Genomic DNA, 18,567 nt, shown 5'->3' on the forward strand with positions numbered 1-18,567 from the left:
GCAGCGGCGGCGGATGGCACGTCGATTGAAAACGGCTCGGGACGGGGTGGCCGGATGTGCCGATCTGCTTCCAGCGAAATGGCGCATTCTGATGAAGCAGCCGAACGGTGTGTGAGCGTTGCATTACTCAATAGGGACAATTCCCCGTCCGCCAGACGGTAGTCCATCGCGGCCATTTCTTGCGGTTGAGTTTAGATGGCGTACGATTAACCTCACGTTAGCAAAGCGCGTATGAAGTAGTAGATTCGAGGCGAGAAGTCGCGGTGCGCCGTCTACCCAATGCTAACAGCAATATTTGCAAGAGGTGGCTACATGAAAAGCGCACACAACGTTATCGACGCTTCTCGGCTCGTTGCAGCTTTGATCCTCGCCTGCGCGGCGGGCTCGGGCGCACAAGCGCAAAGTTCGAACGCGGCACCGGCTGCGGCATCTGCGCCGGGTCTTGCAATAGCCGCTCAGGCGTCGTCAAACGCACTGGACCCATTCCCTCATGGCCCGCACCCGCATGGCGTCGGACCGAAAGTGCCGCCAGCCTTCGCCCTCGATGGATCGGACGTAGACAAACAGAACGGCGGAGACAAGATCAATCCGGATAACTTCCGCGACGATCGCGGGCCGGCGGTGGATACGCCGTACCAGGCTCCCGAAGCAGCGACTGCCGCTACATTGAGCCGGACACCAGGGGCCGTCGCGGCGCCAACCTTTACGACGACCGACTGGCCGACGTATGGTATGAACAGGCAGCGGACTGGGTATAACTCAGTCGAGACGGTGCTCACCCAGACCAACGTGGGCACTTTGAGAAAGCACTGGGACTCACCTTTGCTGGACGGTGCTATCCTGACTCAGCCGGTACTGGCTACCGGGGTAATGATCAAGGGGGTGCCAACCGATATCGTCTATGTTGCGACAGAGGGGAACACTACATGGGCACTGAATGCCGCGACAGGGGCGGTCATTTGGCAAAGCGCCCCTATCCCTCAAGCTATCTTGACGTCGGCCTGCCAGGGGCTGTTCCAAGGCAAGATCGGGGTGCAGGGCACGCCCGTCATCGACCATGCCAACAACCGGATTTTCGTTGTGAGCGGGCGAGGCTACCTGCATGCGTACAACCTCCAGACCGGCGTGGATCTCCCGGGCTTCAACCTGCTACTTCTCGACCCAAACAACGCTACTCCAAGAACGATGGTCTATGGCGGCTTGACGCTCAGTCCCGATGGTTCGTCGATATACGTGGGAACAGCCGGTGACCCCTGCGATACGGAGCCGTACCATGGACAGGTCGTCCGCGCGTCCACCACCAACCCAGCTGCGATTCTGCAACGCTGGTACCCAACCGGCGCAAGCGGGCCAGATGGGGGCGGTATATGGGGTATGGGAGGCGTATCGATTCCGCCTGATGGGACGGTCGTCTATGCACTCACGGGCAACGCATTCGCCAATCCGGAAAATGCCGCGTTCGCGGAGCACGTCGTGAAGCTCACGCCGACCTTGGCGGTAGCCGCGGCGAACTCGCCGCTTTCTCCGCCCCTCTCGGACGTCGACTTCGGCGCTACAGCATTGCTCTTTCAGCGTCCCACCTGCCCGACGATGCTCGCGGCCTACAATAAGTCCGGCAACCTGTTCATTTATAACCGAGCCACTATTCAGCAGCAGGGCCCCATTGAAAAGTTGACGATTTCCCAAACTTCAGCCGACGGCAGCAACATAGGCCTTCCTGTATTCGACCCGGTGCTGAATCGGCTTTACGTCGTGTCCCCTGGCGGTTCGGGGAGCAACAACTTATACCAACACGGGGTGATTGCACTGTCGATCGACAGCAACTGTACTGTGAACCCCAAACCCGTGTGGACGGCGCAAGTCGGCTTGAACCAAGTCGCGTTCAACCCGGCTATCCCGCCCGTCGCCGCAAATGGTGTGGTGTATTACGCAGACGGTTTGGGCAACGACTTTTATGCATTGGATGCCGCGGACGGGACCATACTCTTCCACGACCAATACACGCCAGCTCAAAACGGCGAGGGCAACTTCGCGTCGCCGATGGTCGTGAACGGGCAAGTCTTCGTCGCCGGTGGCGACCACGTGGTTCATGCCTATGGCCTCTGACTGCTGAACCCGTTAGCGATACGTAACTTTTTCGCAAGAATAGCGCGCAGTGATTCGCGGTATCGCGCCGTCGCGGTGACGCGCGTGAGTCGACGTCGCTCCCGCACGCGCAAATACAAGGCTCTCTGAGCGTCTAAACGTAGCGCGAGTTGGGCATCATGATAGCCATGCCGCCCACCGCCATCCCTGTCGCGGAATTGCCGGTCGAGCCTGATGCGCTACAGACGTTCACGCTCGAACAGAACGCTTCGCGCGCTGTGTGCGCAAGATCGTGACCGGTCGTCGGCCCGAAGCGTGGGTAGCGTCATGGGTAGGAGGCGGTCGTGAACGGTGGAACTGGCACGTAGCGACGCTTTCCGGCGGCAGCCGGCATCTGCTGCCCTCCGCCATGATGGTCTGGCGGATTTCAGCGCACTGAAATGTCTGATAACTCATAGAACTTCCTCCCGGCAGTTGTTTGCCTCAATACTTGAAGTAACCGTTCGCCGCCGAGAGATGGGGCGACGCGCTATGGAATGCGACTTCACTTCATCGCTGCTTGTACTATGATGAACCGGCGTGTCCCCGTCTTGTCTCTTTAGTAGCCGCGATCGGTTCTGCGACCTGAGGCGCGGTTATTAGCATCGGCACTGTTGGTGTTCGTAAATTCGTGTGATGTAGACGACGCCAAATTCAGTGTGTCCCGATACTCGCATGTATGTTCCTTAGACAATGTGCTCGTCGGCACCTACGAAGGAGTAGCATGACTGCATCCCGTTCTAACGCGGCATCGAGGCGAGTCGCCATTCTGGTCCTGCTCTGTCGCGACTACGCAGCGCTCGAACTAACCCTCGCCAGTCACATGGCGTACCGGCCACCAGGCGTCGAGTTCATCCTGCTTCAGAACTGTCGGGGCGGCTATGACGCGGAACGCACCCTTGCCGTCGCGCGGCGCTATGCAAGACTTTTTCCGGGCGTCGTTCGGGTCGTCGACGATATTCCGCCTGGGCCCCCTTATCGCACGATCAAAAAACTACTTTCGCAGCCGGCGTTCGCCGAAATCGACCTGATCTGCAAGGTGGACGACGACGCGTTTCCGATCGCCGGCGGGTGGCTCGACAAGATGCTGGCCACGTACGACGCGGCGGAAAAGGAAAGCGGGAACGGGCTTGCCTACGTCACCCCGCTCATCAACAACAACAACTGGGGCTTCCCTGAAGTGATGCGCGTGATGAACCTGGAACGCGAGTACTTCACGAGCCAGGCGCATCCGCATTTCGTCGGGGCCGACGGGGACAAGCGCTATCCGCTGCGAATTATCCCTGCGGAGCAGATCGAGATCGGCACCAATGGCACGATATGGGGCTATCCGCACATCGCGCGCTGGCTACATCAACGGACCACGCTTCAGCCTGATGCTTTCATCGCTGCGACTCGGGACCTCGAACCTTGCGAAGTGCCGGCGGAATCGCGCTATTCGATCGGCTGCATTCTTTTTCGCAAGCAGTTATGGGACATGATCGACGACGGTGGGAAAGATGACGAGCACATGATGCATATGTACTGTGCGCGGCACCGGCTGAGAATCGTCTGTGCGCGCAGCGTGCCATTCGTGCACATGGCGTACTTCACCCAGCGCGAGGAGAACCGCGACATCGTCGATGCCGCTCGCGCGCTTTACGACGGGAGGCTTGGCCATCCCTTCCCGATTTCACTCTACGCGGACCGTGAACGCGATATCGAAGCGCGGTTGCGCTGGCTCGAAGACCACCCGCCGCAGGCCACCAAGGGGACGCTTGAAGCGTCGAAGCGGGTCAGTCGCGCGATCTATCGGCGAGTGCGCACGCTGTGGAAAAATGGTCGGCGAGCATGGGATGTCGTGACTGGCAAGCGCGATGCGACAAGCGGCCGGAGGTCTCCGTCACCATGACGTCTGCTATTGCTTCATGAGAAGCCTCCATGGCCGTGACCCTGCGAAATGCGTCATCTGGCACATAACGCAGAGCATGCGCTGCTATCTATCGAATCGAGTGCGCGCAGCGCTTGTTCATGGCGGTGACTCTCGTACCGCCTAGACCGATGGCGCCGAAGTGGCCACGGTAGGCCCCCGAACGAGTGGCGGGGACTACTTTGTCACCGGAAGTAGCAACAGCAGCGAGGCGCACGCGGAAAGGTACTCCCAACCATCCCATGGCGACGCTCTCGCGCCGGTGTGTAGATAGCTATTGACATACTTGTCCGGTCCACTATCGAAGTGGAGAATGCGCCAATACCTCTCCAATTTGTGCCGGTTGCTGACATTGGTGCAGCGAAGCATGTACAAATTTCTAAAGTACTTCGTTTCCTGGCCGCACCTGGTCGACCTTTCCTGCGATTGCGCCGCAACGGCACAAACCCGTTCTAGCTAATCAATTGTCTGCTTATTTCAGTTCCTGGCGATTCTGGTGGCGATTCGCTTACGGTGCGCCACGAATTTCATCCGAGTCGGACAACAGTGACGCATCCGCGCCCGACCAGTGCGGACTTGCGGCTTATTGCCGGTAGCGGTGGCTTCCTCGGACGAAGAGTCGGGGAACCGGTAGCAAGGCCCATCCGGCGTCGGCCTGATCAGGTATTCGCTTCCGCGGAGATATAAAGATCTGTCTCCAAGCGATCCTTCATCGATGTATTGACAACGGCTAACTCATGACGAGTCCACTCCGACACAACATCGTTGCGCTGTCAGTTCTGCAAGCAGCCAACATGCTGCTGCCGCTTGCAACATTTCCCTACCTGTTGCGTGTTCTGCGCCCGGAACACTTTGGTGCGTACGTCTTCGCGCAAGCCTTAGTTGGTTATCTCGTGCTGCTGACGGACTACGGTTTTAACTGGTCAGCGACTGCTCACGTCGCACGGGTCCAAAAAGATCGGCACGCGGTATCGAAGATCTTTTGGGCGACGCAAGGCGCAAAGGCGCTTATCGCTTTGGTCTGCTTCGCCATCCTGCTTGTAGCGGCGTTCTTCGTAGCAAGATTGCGCGAACTGCTGCCGGTTCTGCTGGCTACCTATCCGGTCGTTATCGGAACGGTCCTGTTTCCACAGTGGCTTTTCCAGGGCTTGGAGCAGATGACGTTTACTACGGTCTCCACGTTGAGCGCGCGGGTGCTACTGCTTCCGCTAACGTTCTTCCTGGTGCACTCGCCGGCCGACACGTGGATCGCGTCGCTCATCAGTTCGATGAGCGTGATTGCTGCCGGAGTCGTCGCATCGATCCTGATCGCAAAAAACAGACTGATCATCCCCTTGATGCCGAGCATGGCGGACGTCATCGAAGCGCTTCGTGAAGGCTGGCACATGTTCATTTCCACGGCAGCGATCAGTCTGTACACAACCACTAATAGCGTGTTGCTTGGATTTATTGCGGGAGACGTCGCTGTTGGCTACTTTGGCGTAGCCGACAAGATTCGGAACGTCGCCCAGGCGCCGCTCGTACCGTTCGCCAACGCAATTTACCCGCGCGTGACGGCGCTCTTTTCCGAAGACTCCGAAAAGGCGTTTGGGCTGGTGCGCAAGATGCTCTACCTGGGGGGCTCGGCCATGTTGCTGGCTTCGGTCGCGCTCTGGGCCGGCGCCGATTTGATCATTCGCATCGCCGTGGGCCCTGGGTACGAACCAGCGGTCATCGTCCTTAAGTGGATGGCCCTCCTGCCGCTGCTCATCTGTCTAAACAATGTACTGGGCGTTCAGGTGATGCTGCCGCTCGGCATGAAGAAGAGAGTCAGCGAGATACTGGTCGTCTGCGGCTTGATCAACCTTGCCCTGCTCGTGCCTCTTGCATCGGCTTATGGCGCTCAGGGCGCGGCAATGTCAGTGCTTGCCACCGAATTTCTGGTTACGGCCTTAATGGCTCTCCACCTGATCAAATGCAAGATTCCAGCTTTTTATACGAGGATGCGCAGAGATGAATTATGACTTCCTTATCGTAGGCGCCGGCTTTGCAGGCGCGGTCTGTGCCGAACGTCTGGCGGCAAGCGGCAAGCGTGTGCTAGTCGTAGACAAGCGAAATCATATTGGCGGCAATGCATATGACCGCGAGGATGAGAACGGTGTGCTGATCCATCCGTATGGTCCGCACATCTTTCATACGAACAGTAAGCGGATATTCGAGTACCTGTCGGGTTTTACCGATTGGCGCTTCTACGAGCATCGCGTGAAGGCCTATGTAGACGGGGATCTGTATCCGATACCGATCAATCGCACGACGATCAACAAGCTATATGGCCTCGATCTGAGCGAGCAGGACACGATAGCGTTCCTTGAGTCGGTACGTGAAGCGCGAGAGGTCAATACGACCAGCGAGGACGTGGTGCTGAGCAGCGTTGGCCCGGATCTGTGCGACAAGTTTTTCCGTGGCTATACGCGCAAGCAATGGGGACTCGATCTGTCTGAATTGTCAGCGGGTGTCGCTGCGCGAATACCGACGCGTTCGAACGACGACGACCGGTACTTCACCGATACTTTTCAATTTATGCCGGCGCACGGCTACACCGCGATGTTCGAAAAGATGCTTGACAGTCCAAATATCGACGTGCGTCTGTCGACCGACTATGACGTGGTGAAAGCGAATATCGAATGTGGACACGTTGTGTACACTGGACCGATCGACGCGTATTTCGGGTATCGGTTCGGCAAGCTTCCGTACCGCAGCCTCCACTTTCAACACCAGCATCTGAGCGACGTGGAGCGTTTTCAGACGACGGGTACCATCAACTATCCGAACGATCACGAATATACGAGGATTACGGAGTTCAAGCACCTCACCGGGCAACAGCATCGAGGAACTTCGATCGTAAAGGAATATCCGCGAGCCGAAGGCGAGCCGTACTACCCGATTCCACGCAAGGAAAACGAGGCATTGTTCATGCGCTACAGCGCGCTCGCGGAGACAGTTACCGATGTGACTTTTGTGGGCAGGCTGGCGCAGTATCGCTATTACAACATGGACCAGGTCGTTGGTGCGGCGCTCAAAGCAGTAGAAACACTCGTCTAAAGGAGCAGTAATAAGATGTACTCGTCCTACGAAGGAGAAGCATGACTGCATCCCGTTCTAACGCGGCATCGAGGCGAGTCGCTATTCTGGTCCTGCTCTGTCGCGACTACGCAGCGCTCGAACTGACCCTCGCCAGTCACCTGGCGTACCGGCCGACAGGCGTAGAGTTCATCCTGCTTCAGAACTGTCGGGGCGGCTATGACGCGGAACGCACGCTTGCCGTCGCGCGGCGCTATGCAAGACTTTTTCCGGGCGTCGTTCGGGTCGTCGACGATATTCCACCTGGCCCTCCCTATCGCACGATCAAAAAACTATTCTCGCAGCCGGCGTTCGCCGAAATCGACCTGATCTGCAAGGTGGACGACGACGCGTTCCCGATCGCCGGCGGGTGGCTCGACAAGATGCTCGCCACGTACGACGCGGCGGAAAAGGAAAGCGGGAACGGGCTTGCCTACGTCACCCCGCTCATCAACAACAACAACTGGGGCTTCCCGGAAGTGATGCGTGCGATGAGTCTGGAACGCGAGTACTTCACGAACCAGGCGCATCCGCATTTCGTCGGGGCCGACGGGGACAAGCGCTATCCGATGCGAATCATCCCTGCGGAACAGATCGAGATCGGCACCAATGGCACGATATGGGGCTATCCGCACATCGCGCGCTGGCTACATGAACGGACCACGCTTCAGCCTGATGCTTTCATCGCTGCGACTCGGGACCTCGAACCTTGCGAAGTGCCGGCGGAATCGCGCTATTCGATCGGCTGCATTCTTTTTCGCAAGCAGTTATGGGACATGATCGACGACGGTGGGAAAGATGACGAGCACATGATGCATATGTACTGTGCGCGGCACCGGCTGAGAATCGTCTGTGCGCGCAGCGTGCCATTCGTGCACATCGCGTACTTCACCCAGCGCGAGGAGAACCGCGACATCGTCGATGCCGCTCGCGCGCTTTACGACGGGAGGCTTGGCCATCCCTTCCCGATTTCACTCTACGCGGACCGTGAACGCGATATCGAAGCGCGATTGCGCTGGCTCGAAGACCACCCGCCGCAGGCCACCAAGGGGACGCTTGAAGCGTCGAAGCGTGTCAGCCGCGCGATCTATCGGCGAGTGCGCACGCTATGGAAATGAGCAAGGGCGCGCGTCGCCGAGCGGAGTGTGTGGTTTCGTGATTTCGCGCGGTTGGTGTCAGTCAAATGCAATTCTTCGCCAGTGACTGTCTCTACGTGCCGCGCAATCTGCTTCTACGCATAGGGAAATTGAAAGATGAACAAGTACCTGGTCGTTCTGAGGTGTGGAGACAGTTCCTTGCATCCGCAATGGTTCAGCGGCGGACAGGCACCAAACTTTGATTTGGTGCTGAGTTACTACGGGAAGAACGAAGATTATGCAGACATCTTTGCCAAAGCCATACATCGATTCAAAGGATCAAAATGGGAAGGTCTTAACGACTTCATGTTGCAAAATGCCGAATTGATTCTGCAATATCGTTACATCTGGCTCCCGGACGACGACATCCTGATGGATGTTCCAACCATGAACGACTTCTTCGAGTATGTAGAACGAGAAAATTTCGCACTCGCGCAACCGTCTCTCGACGACAGAAGCTATTTCGGTCACCAAACGACGTTGCAAAACAGGGAGTTTGAATTTCGCGAAACAAATTTCGTGGAGTTGATGATGCCATGTTTATCTTCGAATGCTTTGCATGCGATAAAACACAGCTTCGGGATGAACAAATCAGGCTGGGGCCTCGATTTCTTGTGGCCCAAGTGGGTCGCTTCTTTTGGAAAGATTGGCATTATTGATCGTTTTTCCGTGTTCCATACACGCCCGGTCGGTTCGGCTGGGAGCGGCATGGGAGACGATTCAAGGACGAGCCCAAGTTTTGAATTGAATCAGACGCTCGCGCAATACGGGATGCTGGACACTCCGATAAAGGTCATTCGTGGCAAAACAAGAGGTGTAGGCAAATCATATGCGAGCGGTCGACTGGGCAATCCAATGTTGTTCATTCATGCGGTAAAGGGCAGCAATCCGGTGCGCCGGAAAGATATCGTCAGTTTTATGAGGTTGCTGAAAGAGTATCTCCCGTGGCTTCATCATATCAAGCGCACAACGTGGCCAATACATCCGGCTCCGGAAAGGCGCTCGAGCCGTTGAGAATGCCGCGCTCGAACAGCAGCTCTTCGATGTCGCGCAGGCTCAACTGGAAGCGGAAATACCATCGAACCACGCAGCGGATGACCCCAGCCGGAAAACGGTGACCGTGATAGAGCGATTTCGATTTTTTCATCACGCCACTTTACCGGCCTCGCAAGCTGACAAGGCCGTCGGCAGTTGTGATGAACGTCAGGATCGACTTGGCGACGGCGGAAATTTTCGATTAAATGATTAATTAGCCCCACCCAACCATTGGCGACATTAGTCGGGCAAAAAGAGACATGCTCTAGAGACCGCATTTAGTCCTGGATAAACTCGTATTGCGTAGTCCGTTACAAGGCAACCACCTTCTCGCGTACGGCACGCCATGCCGAGCCTCCAATGGTATGCAGCGATGCTCTCAACGAAGCAAATCGAGGAGGGTAAATTATGAGCGATGCAAAATTTGCAACGTTCTGGAATGGTCCGGAATTATCTCCTTATGAAATCGCCTGTTTGAATACGTTCACTGCTAATGACAGCGAAATCGCTGTATATAGTTACAAACCCATCAGTAACTTGCCAAAAGGCGTGATCGAAAAGGACGCCCGGTCGATTCTTTCTGCCGACTCACTGAGCGCTTTTCCCGTTAATGGCGTTCCTTCAATGGCGCATTTCACAGATTATTTCCGGTTGATAATGTTTACCAAAACGGATGAAATCTGGGCGGACACAGATATTCTTCTCCTGAAACGTTTTGACCTGACCATTGCGGGCGACTTGGTCGGCCGGGGAAAGCCGGATCTGCTTTGCACCGCACTCCTGCGCCTCGACCCGCGGAATCCACAGCTGCATGATGTAATTCGACGGGTAGAAGCGATGGAAAACACGAATATTAAATGGCGTGCTGCTGGTTCCCATATTTTGACGGAAGTCTATGGTGCAAAGGCCGGCTTGCCTGAAAAAGTGTTTTATCCGGTGCATGCCAATTCCTATTATAAGGTATTTTTGCCCCACTATTTCGAAGAGTGCGCTGCGCTTTGCACCAATGCATATACGCTTAAACTTTGGAATAATCGTGTGGTCAAGCTTGGCGTGTTCAAACGGGTCTGTCCACCAGAGGGTTCATTCCTGCATCACGTGTTTGCCAGTACTGGATCCCATCAGCTTTTCGACGAGATCTACCCCGCGGATGTGATGCAGAGATTGATCAGTAACGCCGAAGAGAGGGTCGGCCGCGATGAAGGCGTTCGCAAACTCATGCGAATAGCATTGGGGCGCGGGTTATCCAGCTAATTTGACGACACCGGATTAATTTGATATCTGTTGGCGTATTCGTCTAAACATCGCCACAACGATTTCATTAAAAAATTCCTATTTGACATACTTGCCTGATCCACTGCCCCAGTGGCGGAATACGCCAATACCTCACCAATTTGTGCCGATTCCTACAATATATTGGTACAGCGATGCATTCTACTCTTTTGAGTACCTTCGTTCTTGGCCGCATGCTGCTCGACTTTGTCCTAAGATTGCGCCGCGAGGGCATAGTCTCGTTCTACCCGATTAATTGTCTGATTATTTCAGTTGCTGGCGATCTTGGTAGACCCAGACTGCCGGCACTTCAGGTCGGCCCGATTTGCTCCCACAACATGATTCGTGATTAGTTGATTTGTTCGCGAAGCAGGGATTATGCGATATACAACGGGTAGTTCACGCCTCGTTTACCTCCAGGAGCATTGTCTATGTCCGCACCGAGAATCAGCGTTCTGCTGCCTATCTACAAGGTCGAGGACTATATCGAGGACTGTCTCGACTCACTGCTGTCACAATCCTGCACCGATTTCGAAATCATCGCCGTCGACGACTGCAGCCCCGATCGTTCCGGTGAAATCGCCGCCCGGGTTCTCGCGCAACAGGATCGCATTTCGTGGAAGTTAATCAGAAACATCGACAACAAAGGGCTCGCTGAAACGCGAAAAATCGCAGCATCGGAAGCGCGGGGCGACTATGTGCTCTGCGTTGACAGCGACGACCACGTCCATCGCGATCTCATTTGCACCGTGCTGCGCGAAGCCGACCAGCACGACGCCGATGTCGTCATTTTCGCCGCCGAGCGCATCAGTCCCGATGGCGCCGTCAACGCTCGGATCGATTCCGGCGACGGGATTATCACTGGCGTGGAAGCCGTCCAGAAAATTCTCGAACTCAAGCTGCAAGCCTTTTGCTGGAACAAGCTTGTGCGCCGCTCCATCTTCGTCGCAGCCGATCATCCGTGCGGTCTCATTTTCGAAGACGTTTGCGTGTCGGTGCAAACGCTCGCCAACTCGAAAGTGGTGCGCCTCATTCCGGACAACCTCTATTCATACATGATCCGTGAATCAGGAATTTCGAGACGCTTCAACCCGCAGGTCGTCGACCTTTTTGCCATCATGGACCGCGTGGAGAAAAATACCGCGTCCCTCCCGATTACCGACTACAAGCGCCTCTTCTTCCGGCTCAAATACAGCTGGGCATTCCGCGCGATCGCGTTTCAGACCGCGATCACCGCGCCGACCTACCGCCTCGCGAGCCCTATTCTGCAAAGCGTATCGGAGAAGCTGCGCGTGAAGCACCTGCTTGGCCTGTTTGCCGATCGGCATCTGAAGCTTTCCATCACTATGACCATGCTCAAGATCCATCCGTGGATCTTTTATTGCGTCGTGAGACGCTTCAACCGCCGCTGACACAGCAGAATGCGCGATCCGGCGTAGTACATGGCATCTCGACGAAATGTTCGTCACGCTTCGTGGAGAACCGTATTCAATATTTCACCGGCAAATGCCCTAGCGATAATGGCCGTTTCGGCTTGCGCTCAGCACGATTTCAAACGCATTTCACGGACGCTCGAAAAGAAGGTATCCGCAATCGAGCGGATCATGGCTGACGGCGACAACGAACGTCGAGCAAATAGCGAACCCGAGGCACTTCCGTATTTGCGGAGAGGGCAGGAGGGCTGGAAGCTCTATCGCGACAACGAATGTTTTGCGGAAGTGTATGAGGTTGGACAGGCGTAGTTGCGATTCGTCGAGTTTTGGGACTGCATGACGAGAATTACCAGGAATCGGCTCGATGAACTGACAAAGCCAATCAATCAGTAAGCGTGAGTGCTAATCACTCACTGGATCAACTCCGCTGCATCCCCGTCCTGACAAAAAAAGCGGGTGACGCCAATCATGCGTCCCCGCCCTCCGGTTGTTTCACCGACAAACGCTACATCAATCGCGCAACTTCACCGCCGTCATCCGGGGCATCAACAGATGAATGATGCCCAGTGCAACCAGATACGCCGATGCGCCGACCGTAAACAGCGCCCAATAATTCCCAGTGCGCTGCAAGGTCTCGCCGATCACGCCCGAGAAGAAGAACGAACCGACCATCCCCGCCACGCCGCCGATACCGACCACCGTGCCGACCACCCGCTTCGGAAACACGTCGCCGACCGTCGTGACGAGATTCGCCGACCAGCCCTGGTGCGCCGCTGCCGCGAGGCCAACGGCGAGCACCGCCCACCACAGGCTCTGGAATGCCGACAACGTTGCGATCGGCACCACGCACAATGCACAGATGAGCATCGTGAGCTTGCGCGCGAAATTCGGCCGGTTGGTGCGCGCCATCAAACGCGACGACAGCCAGCCACCCGCCACGCTGCCGATCGATGACATCGTGTAGATTGCGATCAGCGGCAGACCCATGTGGGCGATGTCGATATGGCGCGACTCATTGAGCCACTTGGGCAGCCAGAACAGATAGAACCACCACACCGGATCGGTCAGCAGCTTGCCGAAGACGAACGCCCACGTTTCGCGGTACTTGAGCACCGACAACCAGCTGACTTTCTGCTCGACGACTTCTTCGCGATCAGCATTGATGTAGGCGAGTTCTTCCTTCGACACCGACGGATGCTCCGAAGGCTGCCGATAAACCAGCCACCACACTGCCAGCCAGACGAAACCGGTCGCGCCGCCCGCGATGAACGTCGCGCGCCAGCCCCACATCACCGCGGCGATCGGCACGAAGGCCGGCGCCACGATGCCGCCGATCGTCGCGCCCATGTTCCAGAAGCCCGTCGCTAGCGCGCGTTCCTTCTTCGGAAACCACGTGGCGGTAGTGCGGATCGCAACCGGAAAATTGGCCGCTTCGCCGAAGCCGAGCAGACCGCGTACGGCCGCGAAACCCGGCACGGTCGATGCCACCGCGTGCAGCATCGCCGCGAGACTCCACAGCGCCATCGCGCTGCCGTAGACCTTCTTCGTGCTGACGCGATCGGCGATGCGGCCGAAGATCGCGAGACCCACCGCATAGGCGACCGTAAACACCATCACGGTCTGCGCATACTGCACCTGGTTCCAACCGATATCTTTTTGCAACAGCGGCGCGAGCAGCCCGAGCATCTGACGATCCATGTAGTTGATCGTCGTTGCCGCGAAGATCATCGCGCAGATGGTCCATCGGTATCGTCCGACGACCGTCCGTGCGGCGGCCGTCGTAGCTTCTAGTGTTTTCATCGAGTCTCCTGAAGGTTTCTGAAAATGTGTCTATATGGTGGTTCGATACGGTCAATGCGCTGAGGCCGGCAATCCTTCGCGCGGGCTCATGCGCGAGAAGAACACGACCCCGGCGGCAATCACCGACATCACCGCGAGTCCAGTGAGGCCGCCCTCGATCGAGCCGGTCTTCTGTTCGAGGAAGCCGAAGGTCGCCGGCGCCACGAAGCCGCCGAGATTGCCGATCGAGTTGATCAGCGCAAGCACCGCGGCGGAAATCCGCGCGTCGAGATAGCCCTGCGGGATCACCCAGAACAGCGACGAGGCCGCCTTGAAGCCGATCGCAGCAAAGCAGATCGCGACGAACGAGAACACCGGGCCGCCCTGGCCAGCCGCATACATGCCGAGCGCGGCGATCAGCAGCACACACGCGACCCACGCCTGCTGGAATTTGAAGCGCGCCGCGAGCATCGCGAACAGATACATCGCCGCGATCGAGATCAGCCACGGAATCGAGTTGAACAGGCCGACCTGGAAGTCGTTGAAATGGCCCATCTTGTGGATGATGCTGGGCAGCCAGAAAGTCGCACCGTAGATGGTCAGCGATACCGCGAAGTAGATCAGGCAAAAGATCAGGATTTGCGGATCGCGCAGCAGGGTTCCGAGCGACGGCTTGACCGGGTGCGCGGCGGCGCGCTGGCGTTGCTCTTCGTCGATCGCACCCAGCACCGCGTCCTGCTCGGCGCGGGTGAGCCAAGCGGCGTCGCGCGGCTTCGAGTCGAGCCACAGCAGGATGAAGCCCGCGAGCACGACCGAGAACATGCCTTCGATGATGAACATCCACTGCCAGCCACGCAGCCCCGCGCCTTCGATCAGCATCAGCCCGCCGGAGATCGGCCCGGACAGCACCGACGCGAGCGCCGAGCCGCTCAGGAAGATCGCCATCGCCTTGCCGCGCTCGTTGCTCGGCAGCCATTGCGTGAAGTAGTAGATGACGCCGGGAAAGAAGCCCGCTTCGGCCGCGCCGAGCAGCAGCCGCATCGCGTAGAACGACGTTTCGCCGCGCACGAATGCCATGCCGGCCGCGGCCAGCCCCCACGTGAGCATGATGCGCGCGAGCCACAGCTTCGCGCCGTAGCGCTGCAGCAGGATGTTCGACGGCACTTCGAAGATCGCGTAGCTGATGAAGAAGAGCCCCGCGCCGAGCCCGTAGGCCGCCGCGCCGATGCCCAGATCGGCGCTCAGATGCTGGCGCACGAAGCCGATGTTCACGCGGTCGATGTAGTTGACGATGAACATCACGACGAACAGCGGCAGCACGCGCCACTTGATCTTGTGCACCGCGCTCGCCAGCGCGCCGGCGAGCTCGGGCCGCGCCGTGTCGGCAATCGGGCTACTCATGGGGTTGTCTCCTTCGATGGCGACGCGCATTGCGCGTCGCGGGCCTCGTAGGCGCGGATTTGGAAGCGAGAATTAAAAGCGCGGATTCTTGCCGGTGAAGCCCGGTTCGTACTTGCGCATCTGCGAGAGGTCATCGCGATTGCGCACGCCGCACGACAGATACTGCGCATGCAGTTCGGCGAGCCGCTCGCGGTCGAGCTCGACGCCGAGGCCCGGCGTGGTGGGCACACGCACCGAGCCGTTGTCGAACGTGACACGGCCGCCCTTGATGACTTCTTCCTCCTGCCACGGGTAGTGCGTGTCGCACGCATAGGTCAGGTTGGGGATGCTGGCCGCGACGTGCGTCATCGCCATCAAGCTGATGCCGAGGTGCGAGTTCGAGTGCATCGACATGCCGAGATCCCACAGCTTGCACATGCGCGCGAGCGTCTGGGTCGCGCGCAGGCCGCCCCAGTAATGGTGATCCGACAGCAGGACCTTGACCGAACCCATCTCGGCGCCGCGGCGGAAATCTTCCATCGTCGTGATGACCATGTTGGTCGCGAGCGGCAGGCGCGTGTGCTTCGCCAGTTCGGCCATGCCTTCGAGACTCGGGCACGGGTCTTCGTAGTACTCGAGCAGTTCGTCGAGTTCAGGGGCGGCGGCGATGCTCGTTTCGAGCGTCCAGTTCGCGTTCGGGTCGAGGCGCAGCGGCACGCCGGGGAACGCCTGATGCAGCGCGCGCATGCACGCGATTTCGTGTGCCGGCTCGAACACGCCGCCCTTCAGCTTGATGCTCTGGAAACCATACAGCTCGATCATCCGACGCGCCTGCGCGACGATCTGCTCGGGGCTCAGGCCTTCGCCCCAGGCATCGGGCGCATAGGGCTTGTCGATGTGCTCGGCGTACTTGAAGAACAGATAGGCGCTGTACGGCACGGCGTCGCGCACCTTGCCGCCAAGCAGATCGACGATCGGCGCGCCGACGATTTGCCCTTGCAGGTCGAGCATCGCGACTTCGAGCGTGCTGATGACTTTCGGCGCGTTCTTCGCCGCATGCGAGCCGGGCGCGAGTTCGAATTCGACCGCGCCCGGGGTCGCCTTGATCGTGCCCCGCACGCGTTCTTCCATGCGATTGAGGTCGAACGGCGACAGCCCGTTCACCAGCGACTTCGCCTGTTCGAGCACACGCAGCATCGGTTCGTCGCCATAGGTCTCGGAGATGCCGACGCGGCCGTCGCTCGTCTCCAGTTCGACGATGGCGCGCAGCGCCCAAGGTTCGTGGATTCCGGCGGCGTTGAGCAGCGGGCCGTCGCGGAAGGCGATCGGGGTGATGCGCACCTGGGTGATGGTGATGTCGCGAGTCATGATGTCAATCGGCATAAGTGGAGTTTGATGGGCCGGATAGTAAAGCACTAATATATTAGTGCGTTAGTGGGGTAAACTCTCATGTCCACTTCGTGGCGAATTCCGCTTGCAAGCCCGCTAGAAGCGGCGAGCGTCGGCTATAGTACTAGTGCCTCAGCGGACCGCCCCGTCGGTCCGCCTGCTTCCAAGCTTCAATTTCTGCCATGAAAAACCACGCTCACTCGTCGACGGTCACCCGGCTCGACCGCTCCCGCCACGCTGCGCCGCAAGTCTTCGAACGACTGCGCGAAATGATCCTTTCTCTCGAATTGACGCCGGGCACGGTGCTGTCGCGCACCGAGCTCGCGAACCGCTATGGGCTCAGCCAGACGCCGGTGCGCGACGCGCTGATGAAGCTCGGCGAGGAAGGACTCGTCGATATCTATCCGCAGCACGCGACGGTCGTTAGTCAGATCAAAGTGACCTCCGCGCTGCAGGCGCATTTCCTGCGCCGCTCGATCGAACTCGAAGTGGTGCGCACGCTCGCGGAGCAGCGCAACGCCACGCTGATCGCGGAACTGCGCGTCACGATCGCCCGGCAAACGGAATTGCTCGACCTGAAGAACTACGAGGAGTTCTCGCTGCTCGATCAGGCGTTTCATCGGCAGATGTACGAGGCGGCGGGCGTGCCGCAGCTGTGGGACCTGGTGCGCAGGCTGAGCGGGCATATCGACCGGCTGCGGCGCCTGAATCTGCCGGCGGAGGGCAAGACGATGGCGGTCGTGCGCGATCATACGGAGATCGTCGATGCGATCGACAAAGGCGATGTCGAGGCCGCGCAGGCGGCGCTACGCAAGCATCTGTCGGGGACGCTGAGTCAGATCGATCAGATTCGCACGAGTCATCCGAATTTTTTGGCGGACGAGTGAGCGTTTGCTGAATCGCTGGCTACGGCTGGATCACGGTCATTCTGAATGGACCGCCGTTTGCGGCCGCGTGGGACACCGCTTCATTGGCGCGATCGAGCGGGAATGTCTTGACGTCGAAATGGCGGAGATCGAGCAGCCCCGAGCGAATCAGGCCCGTCATCAGCGTCACGGCTTCCGTCGGATACATCCATTTGCCGCGCACGGTGATGTCGTTGCGCATGAGCCACGGATATGGCAGATCGAGCCCAGCATCGCCCAGCATGCCCACGCCACCCATCAAAATGACGCGGCCGTACGGCCGCACGGCCCTCATCGCGGCACGCACGGCCGTGACGGGCGCCGAGGGCGGCAGCAGATCGATGACGCAATCGATAGGGCAAGGAGCCGCCTGTTGCATCAGTTCGCGATCCGTCTGTTCATCGCCTGAAAGTCTGACCGGGCGCACACGCGCGCCGAAGCGCTGTTTCAGATCGTCGAGTGCTTCCGCATTGCGTCCCGGCGCGACCACGCAGCGCGCTCCCATCGCGAGGGCGACAGCCACGCAGGCGCTGCCGAAGTTGCCGGTGGCCCCGCTGACGAGCAGCGTTTCGCCAGCCCGCAGCGCGGCCGCAAGCAGCCCGCCATAAGGCACGAGCATCACGTTGAGCGCACACCAGCGCGCCGCCTCGTCAGGATCGATGTCGCCGATGCGAACCGCGTTCTCGGTCGGCACACGCACCTGTTCGGCGAACGGGCCGTCGTGAAAGTACCGTTGCAGTCGCAAGCCCCCGTCTCCACGCGAACTCCAACCCTGCAGCGCTATATCGGGCATCAACGCGTCGTCGCGCGAGCGCACTGTCGGATCGCAGAACACCCAGTCGCCCACCTTCAGATGAGTCGCATCGGGACCGCTCGCTCTTACACGACCGATCGCGCCGCAACCGGGCACGATCGGCAGCTCGAGCGGATAGCGGCGCTGCCCGTTGAACACTTCATTCGCGTATGACAGCACCGGCGCGGCGGCGACATCCACGATCACCTCGCCCGTGCCGATTTCCGGATCCGGCATTTGCGTAATCGCGAGCGGTCGCTCGAGCGAATTCAGGATTGCAGCTTTCATCGTCGTTCTCCGTCAAGGGTGGTCT

At 58.5% G+C, this 18,567-nt stretch carries 14 protein-coding genes and 1 pseudogene; 10 read left to right on the top strand and 5 right to left on the bottom strand.

Translation table 11 applies throughout. The annotated features are described in order from the left end of the window. Positions 1-312: 312 nt before the first annotated feature. The 6 genes from QFZ91_RS01700 (at position 313) to QFZ91_RS01725 (ending at position 9,282) form a co-directional block, all read left to right on the top strand. Positions 313-2,106, top strand: coding sequence for a PQQ-binding-like beta-propeller repeat protein (locus QFZ91_RS01700; protein WP_429566007.1), 1,794 nt, complete (start codon positions 313-315; stop codon positions 2,104-2,106). Between the two features lie 742 nt (positions 2,107-2,848). Further along, positions 2,849-4,015 (top strand): hypothetical protein, encoded by a 1,167-nt coding sequence (locus QFZ91_RS01705; RefSeq protein WP_429566008.1) that lies wholly within the window; start codon positions 2,849-2,851, stop codon positions 4,013-4,015. A gap of 755 nt (positions 4,016-4,770) precedes the next feature. Further along, positions 4,771-6,036 (top strand): flippase, encoded by a 1,266-nt coding sequence (locus tag QFZ91_RS01710; protein WP_429566009.1) that lies wholly within the window; start codon positions 4,771-4,773, stop codon positions 6,034-6,036. Continuing rightward, positions 6,026-7,114 (top strand): UDP-galactopyranose mutase, encoded by a 1,089-nt coding sequence (gene glf, locus QFZ91_RS01715; protein WP_176380558.1) that lies wholly within the window; start codon positions 6,026-6,028, stop codon positions 7,112-7,114. Before QFZ91_RS01710 ends, glf begins: the two co-directional genes overlap by 11 nt. A gap of 41 nt (positions 7,115-7,155) precedes the next feature. Then, entirely contained in the window at positions 7,156-8,250 is a 1,095-nt protein-coding gene (locus tag QFZ91_RS01720) for a hypothetical protein (RefSeq protein WP_429566010.1), read from the top strand. A gap of 135 nt (positions 8,251-8,385) precedes the next feature. Further along, positions 8,386-9,282 carry a DUF707 domain-containing protein gene (locus QFZ91_RS01725; RefSeq protein ID WP_429566011.1) on the top strand — a complete coding sequence of 299 codons (897 nt, stop codon included), beginning with the start codon at positions 8,386-8,388 and terminating at the stop codon, positions 9,280-9,282. 1 nt (position 9,283) lies between these two features. On the opposite strand, the pseudogene QFZ91_RS01730 reads toward QFZ91_RS01725, so the two are convergent. After that, positions 9,284-9,415 (bottom strand): annotated as a pseudogene (locus QFZ91_RS01730) (IS6 family transposase); the annotation flags it as partial. A 296-nt stretch (positions 9,416-9,711) separates the two neighbouring features. Between QFZ91_RS01730 and QFZ91_RS01735 the strand changes: the two are divergent. The 3 genes from QFZ91_RS01735 to QFZ91_RS01745 all read left to right on the top strand — a co-directional run bounded on the left by QFZ91_RS01735 (position 9,712) and on the right by QFZ91_RS01745 (position 12,317). Next, positions 9,712-10,557 (top strand): hypothetical protein, encoded by an 846-nt coding sequence (locus tag QFZ91_RS01735; protein WP_429566012.1) that lies wholly within the window; start codon positions 9,712-9,714, stop codon positions 10,555-10,557. Positions 10,558-11,006: 449 nt separating this feature from the next. Further along, positions 11,007-11,987: a glycosyltransferase family 2 protein gene (locus QFZ91_RS01740; RefSeq protein ID WP_429566013.1), complete on the top strand. Its 981-nt coding sequence runs from the start codon at positions 11,007-11,009 to the stop codon at positions 11,985-11,987. Between the two features lie 108 nt (positions 11,988-12,095). Further along, positions 12,096-12,317 carry a lysozyme inhibitor LprI family protein gene (locus QFZ91_RS01745; RefSeq protein ID WP_429566631.1) on the top strand — a complete coding sequence of 74 codons (222 nt, stop codon included), beginning with the start codon at positions 12,096-12,098 and terminating at the stop codon, positions 12,315-12,317. Positions 12,318-12,518: 201 nt separating this feature from the next. On the opposite strand, the gene QFZ91_RS01750 is transcribed toward QFZ91_RS01745, so the two are convergent. From QFZ91_RS01750 to QFZ91_RS01760, 3 genes are all read right to left on the bottom strand, one after another. Beyond that, positions 12,519-13,808, bottom strand: a complete 1,290-nt coding sequence (locus QFZ91_RS01750) for an MFS transporter (protein ID WP_429566014.1) — start codon at positions 13,806-13,808, stop codon at positions 12,519-12,521. 51 nt (positions 13,809-13,859) lie between these two features. Beyond that, complete coding sequence (locus tag QFZ91_RS01755) at positions 13,860-15,188, bottom strand: MFS transporter (protein WP_429566015.1); 1,329 nt, start codon at positions 15,186-15,188, stop codon at positions 13,860-13,862. A 72-nt stretch (positions 15,189-15,260) separates the two neighbouring features. Next, positions 15,261-16,535, bottom strand: a complete 1,275-nt coding sequence (locus QFZ91_RS01760) for a glucarate dehydratase family protein (protein WP_429566016.1) — start codon at positions 16,533-16,535, stop codon at positions 15,261-15,263. Between the two features lie 203 nt (positions 16,536-16,738). Between QFZ91_RS01760 and QFZ91_RS01765 the strand changes: the two genes are divergently transcribed. Beyond that, complete coding sequence (locus QFZ91_RS01765; RefSeq protein ID WP_176123614.1) at positions 16,739-17,443, top strand: GntR family transcriptional regulator; 705 nt, start codon at positions 16,739-16,741, stop codon at positions 17,441-17,443. A 19-nt stretch (positions 17,444-17,462) separates the two neighbouring features. On the opposite strand, the gene QFZ91_RS01770 is transcribed toward QFZ91_RS01765, so the two are convergent. Further along, positions 17,463-18,542 (bottom strand): alcohol dehydrogenase catalytic domain-containing protein, encoded by a 1,080-nt coding sequence (locus tag QFZ91_RS01770; RefSeq protein ID WP_429566017.1) that lies wholly within the window; start codon positions 18,540-18,542, stop codon positions 17,463-17,465. Between the last annotated feature and the right edge of the window lie 25 nt (positions 18,543-18,567).

The organism is Paraburkholderia sp. JPY419 (assembly GCF_050435705.1).
Taxonomy (GTDB): Bacteria; Pseudomonadota; Gammaproteobacteria; order Burkholderiales; family Burkholderiaceae; genus Paraburkholderia; species Paraburkholderia youngii.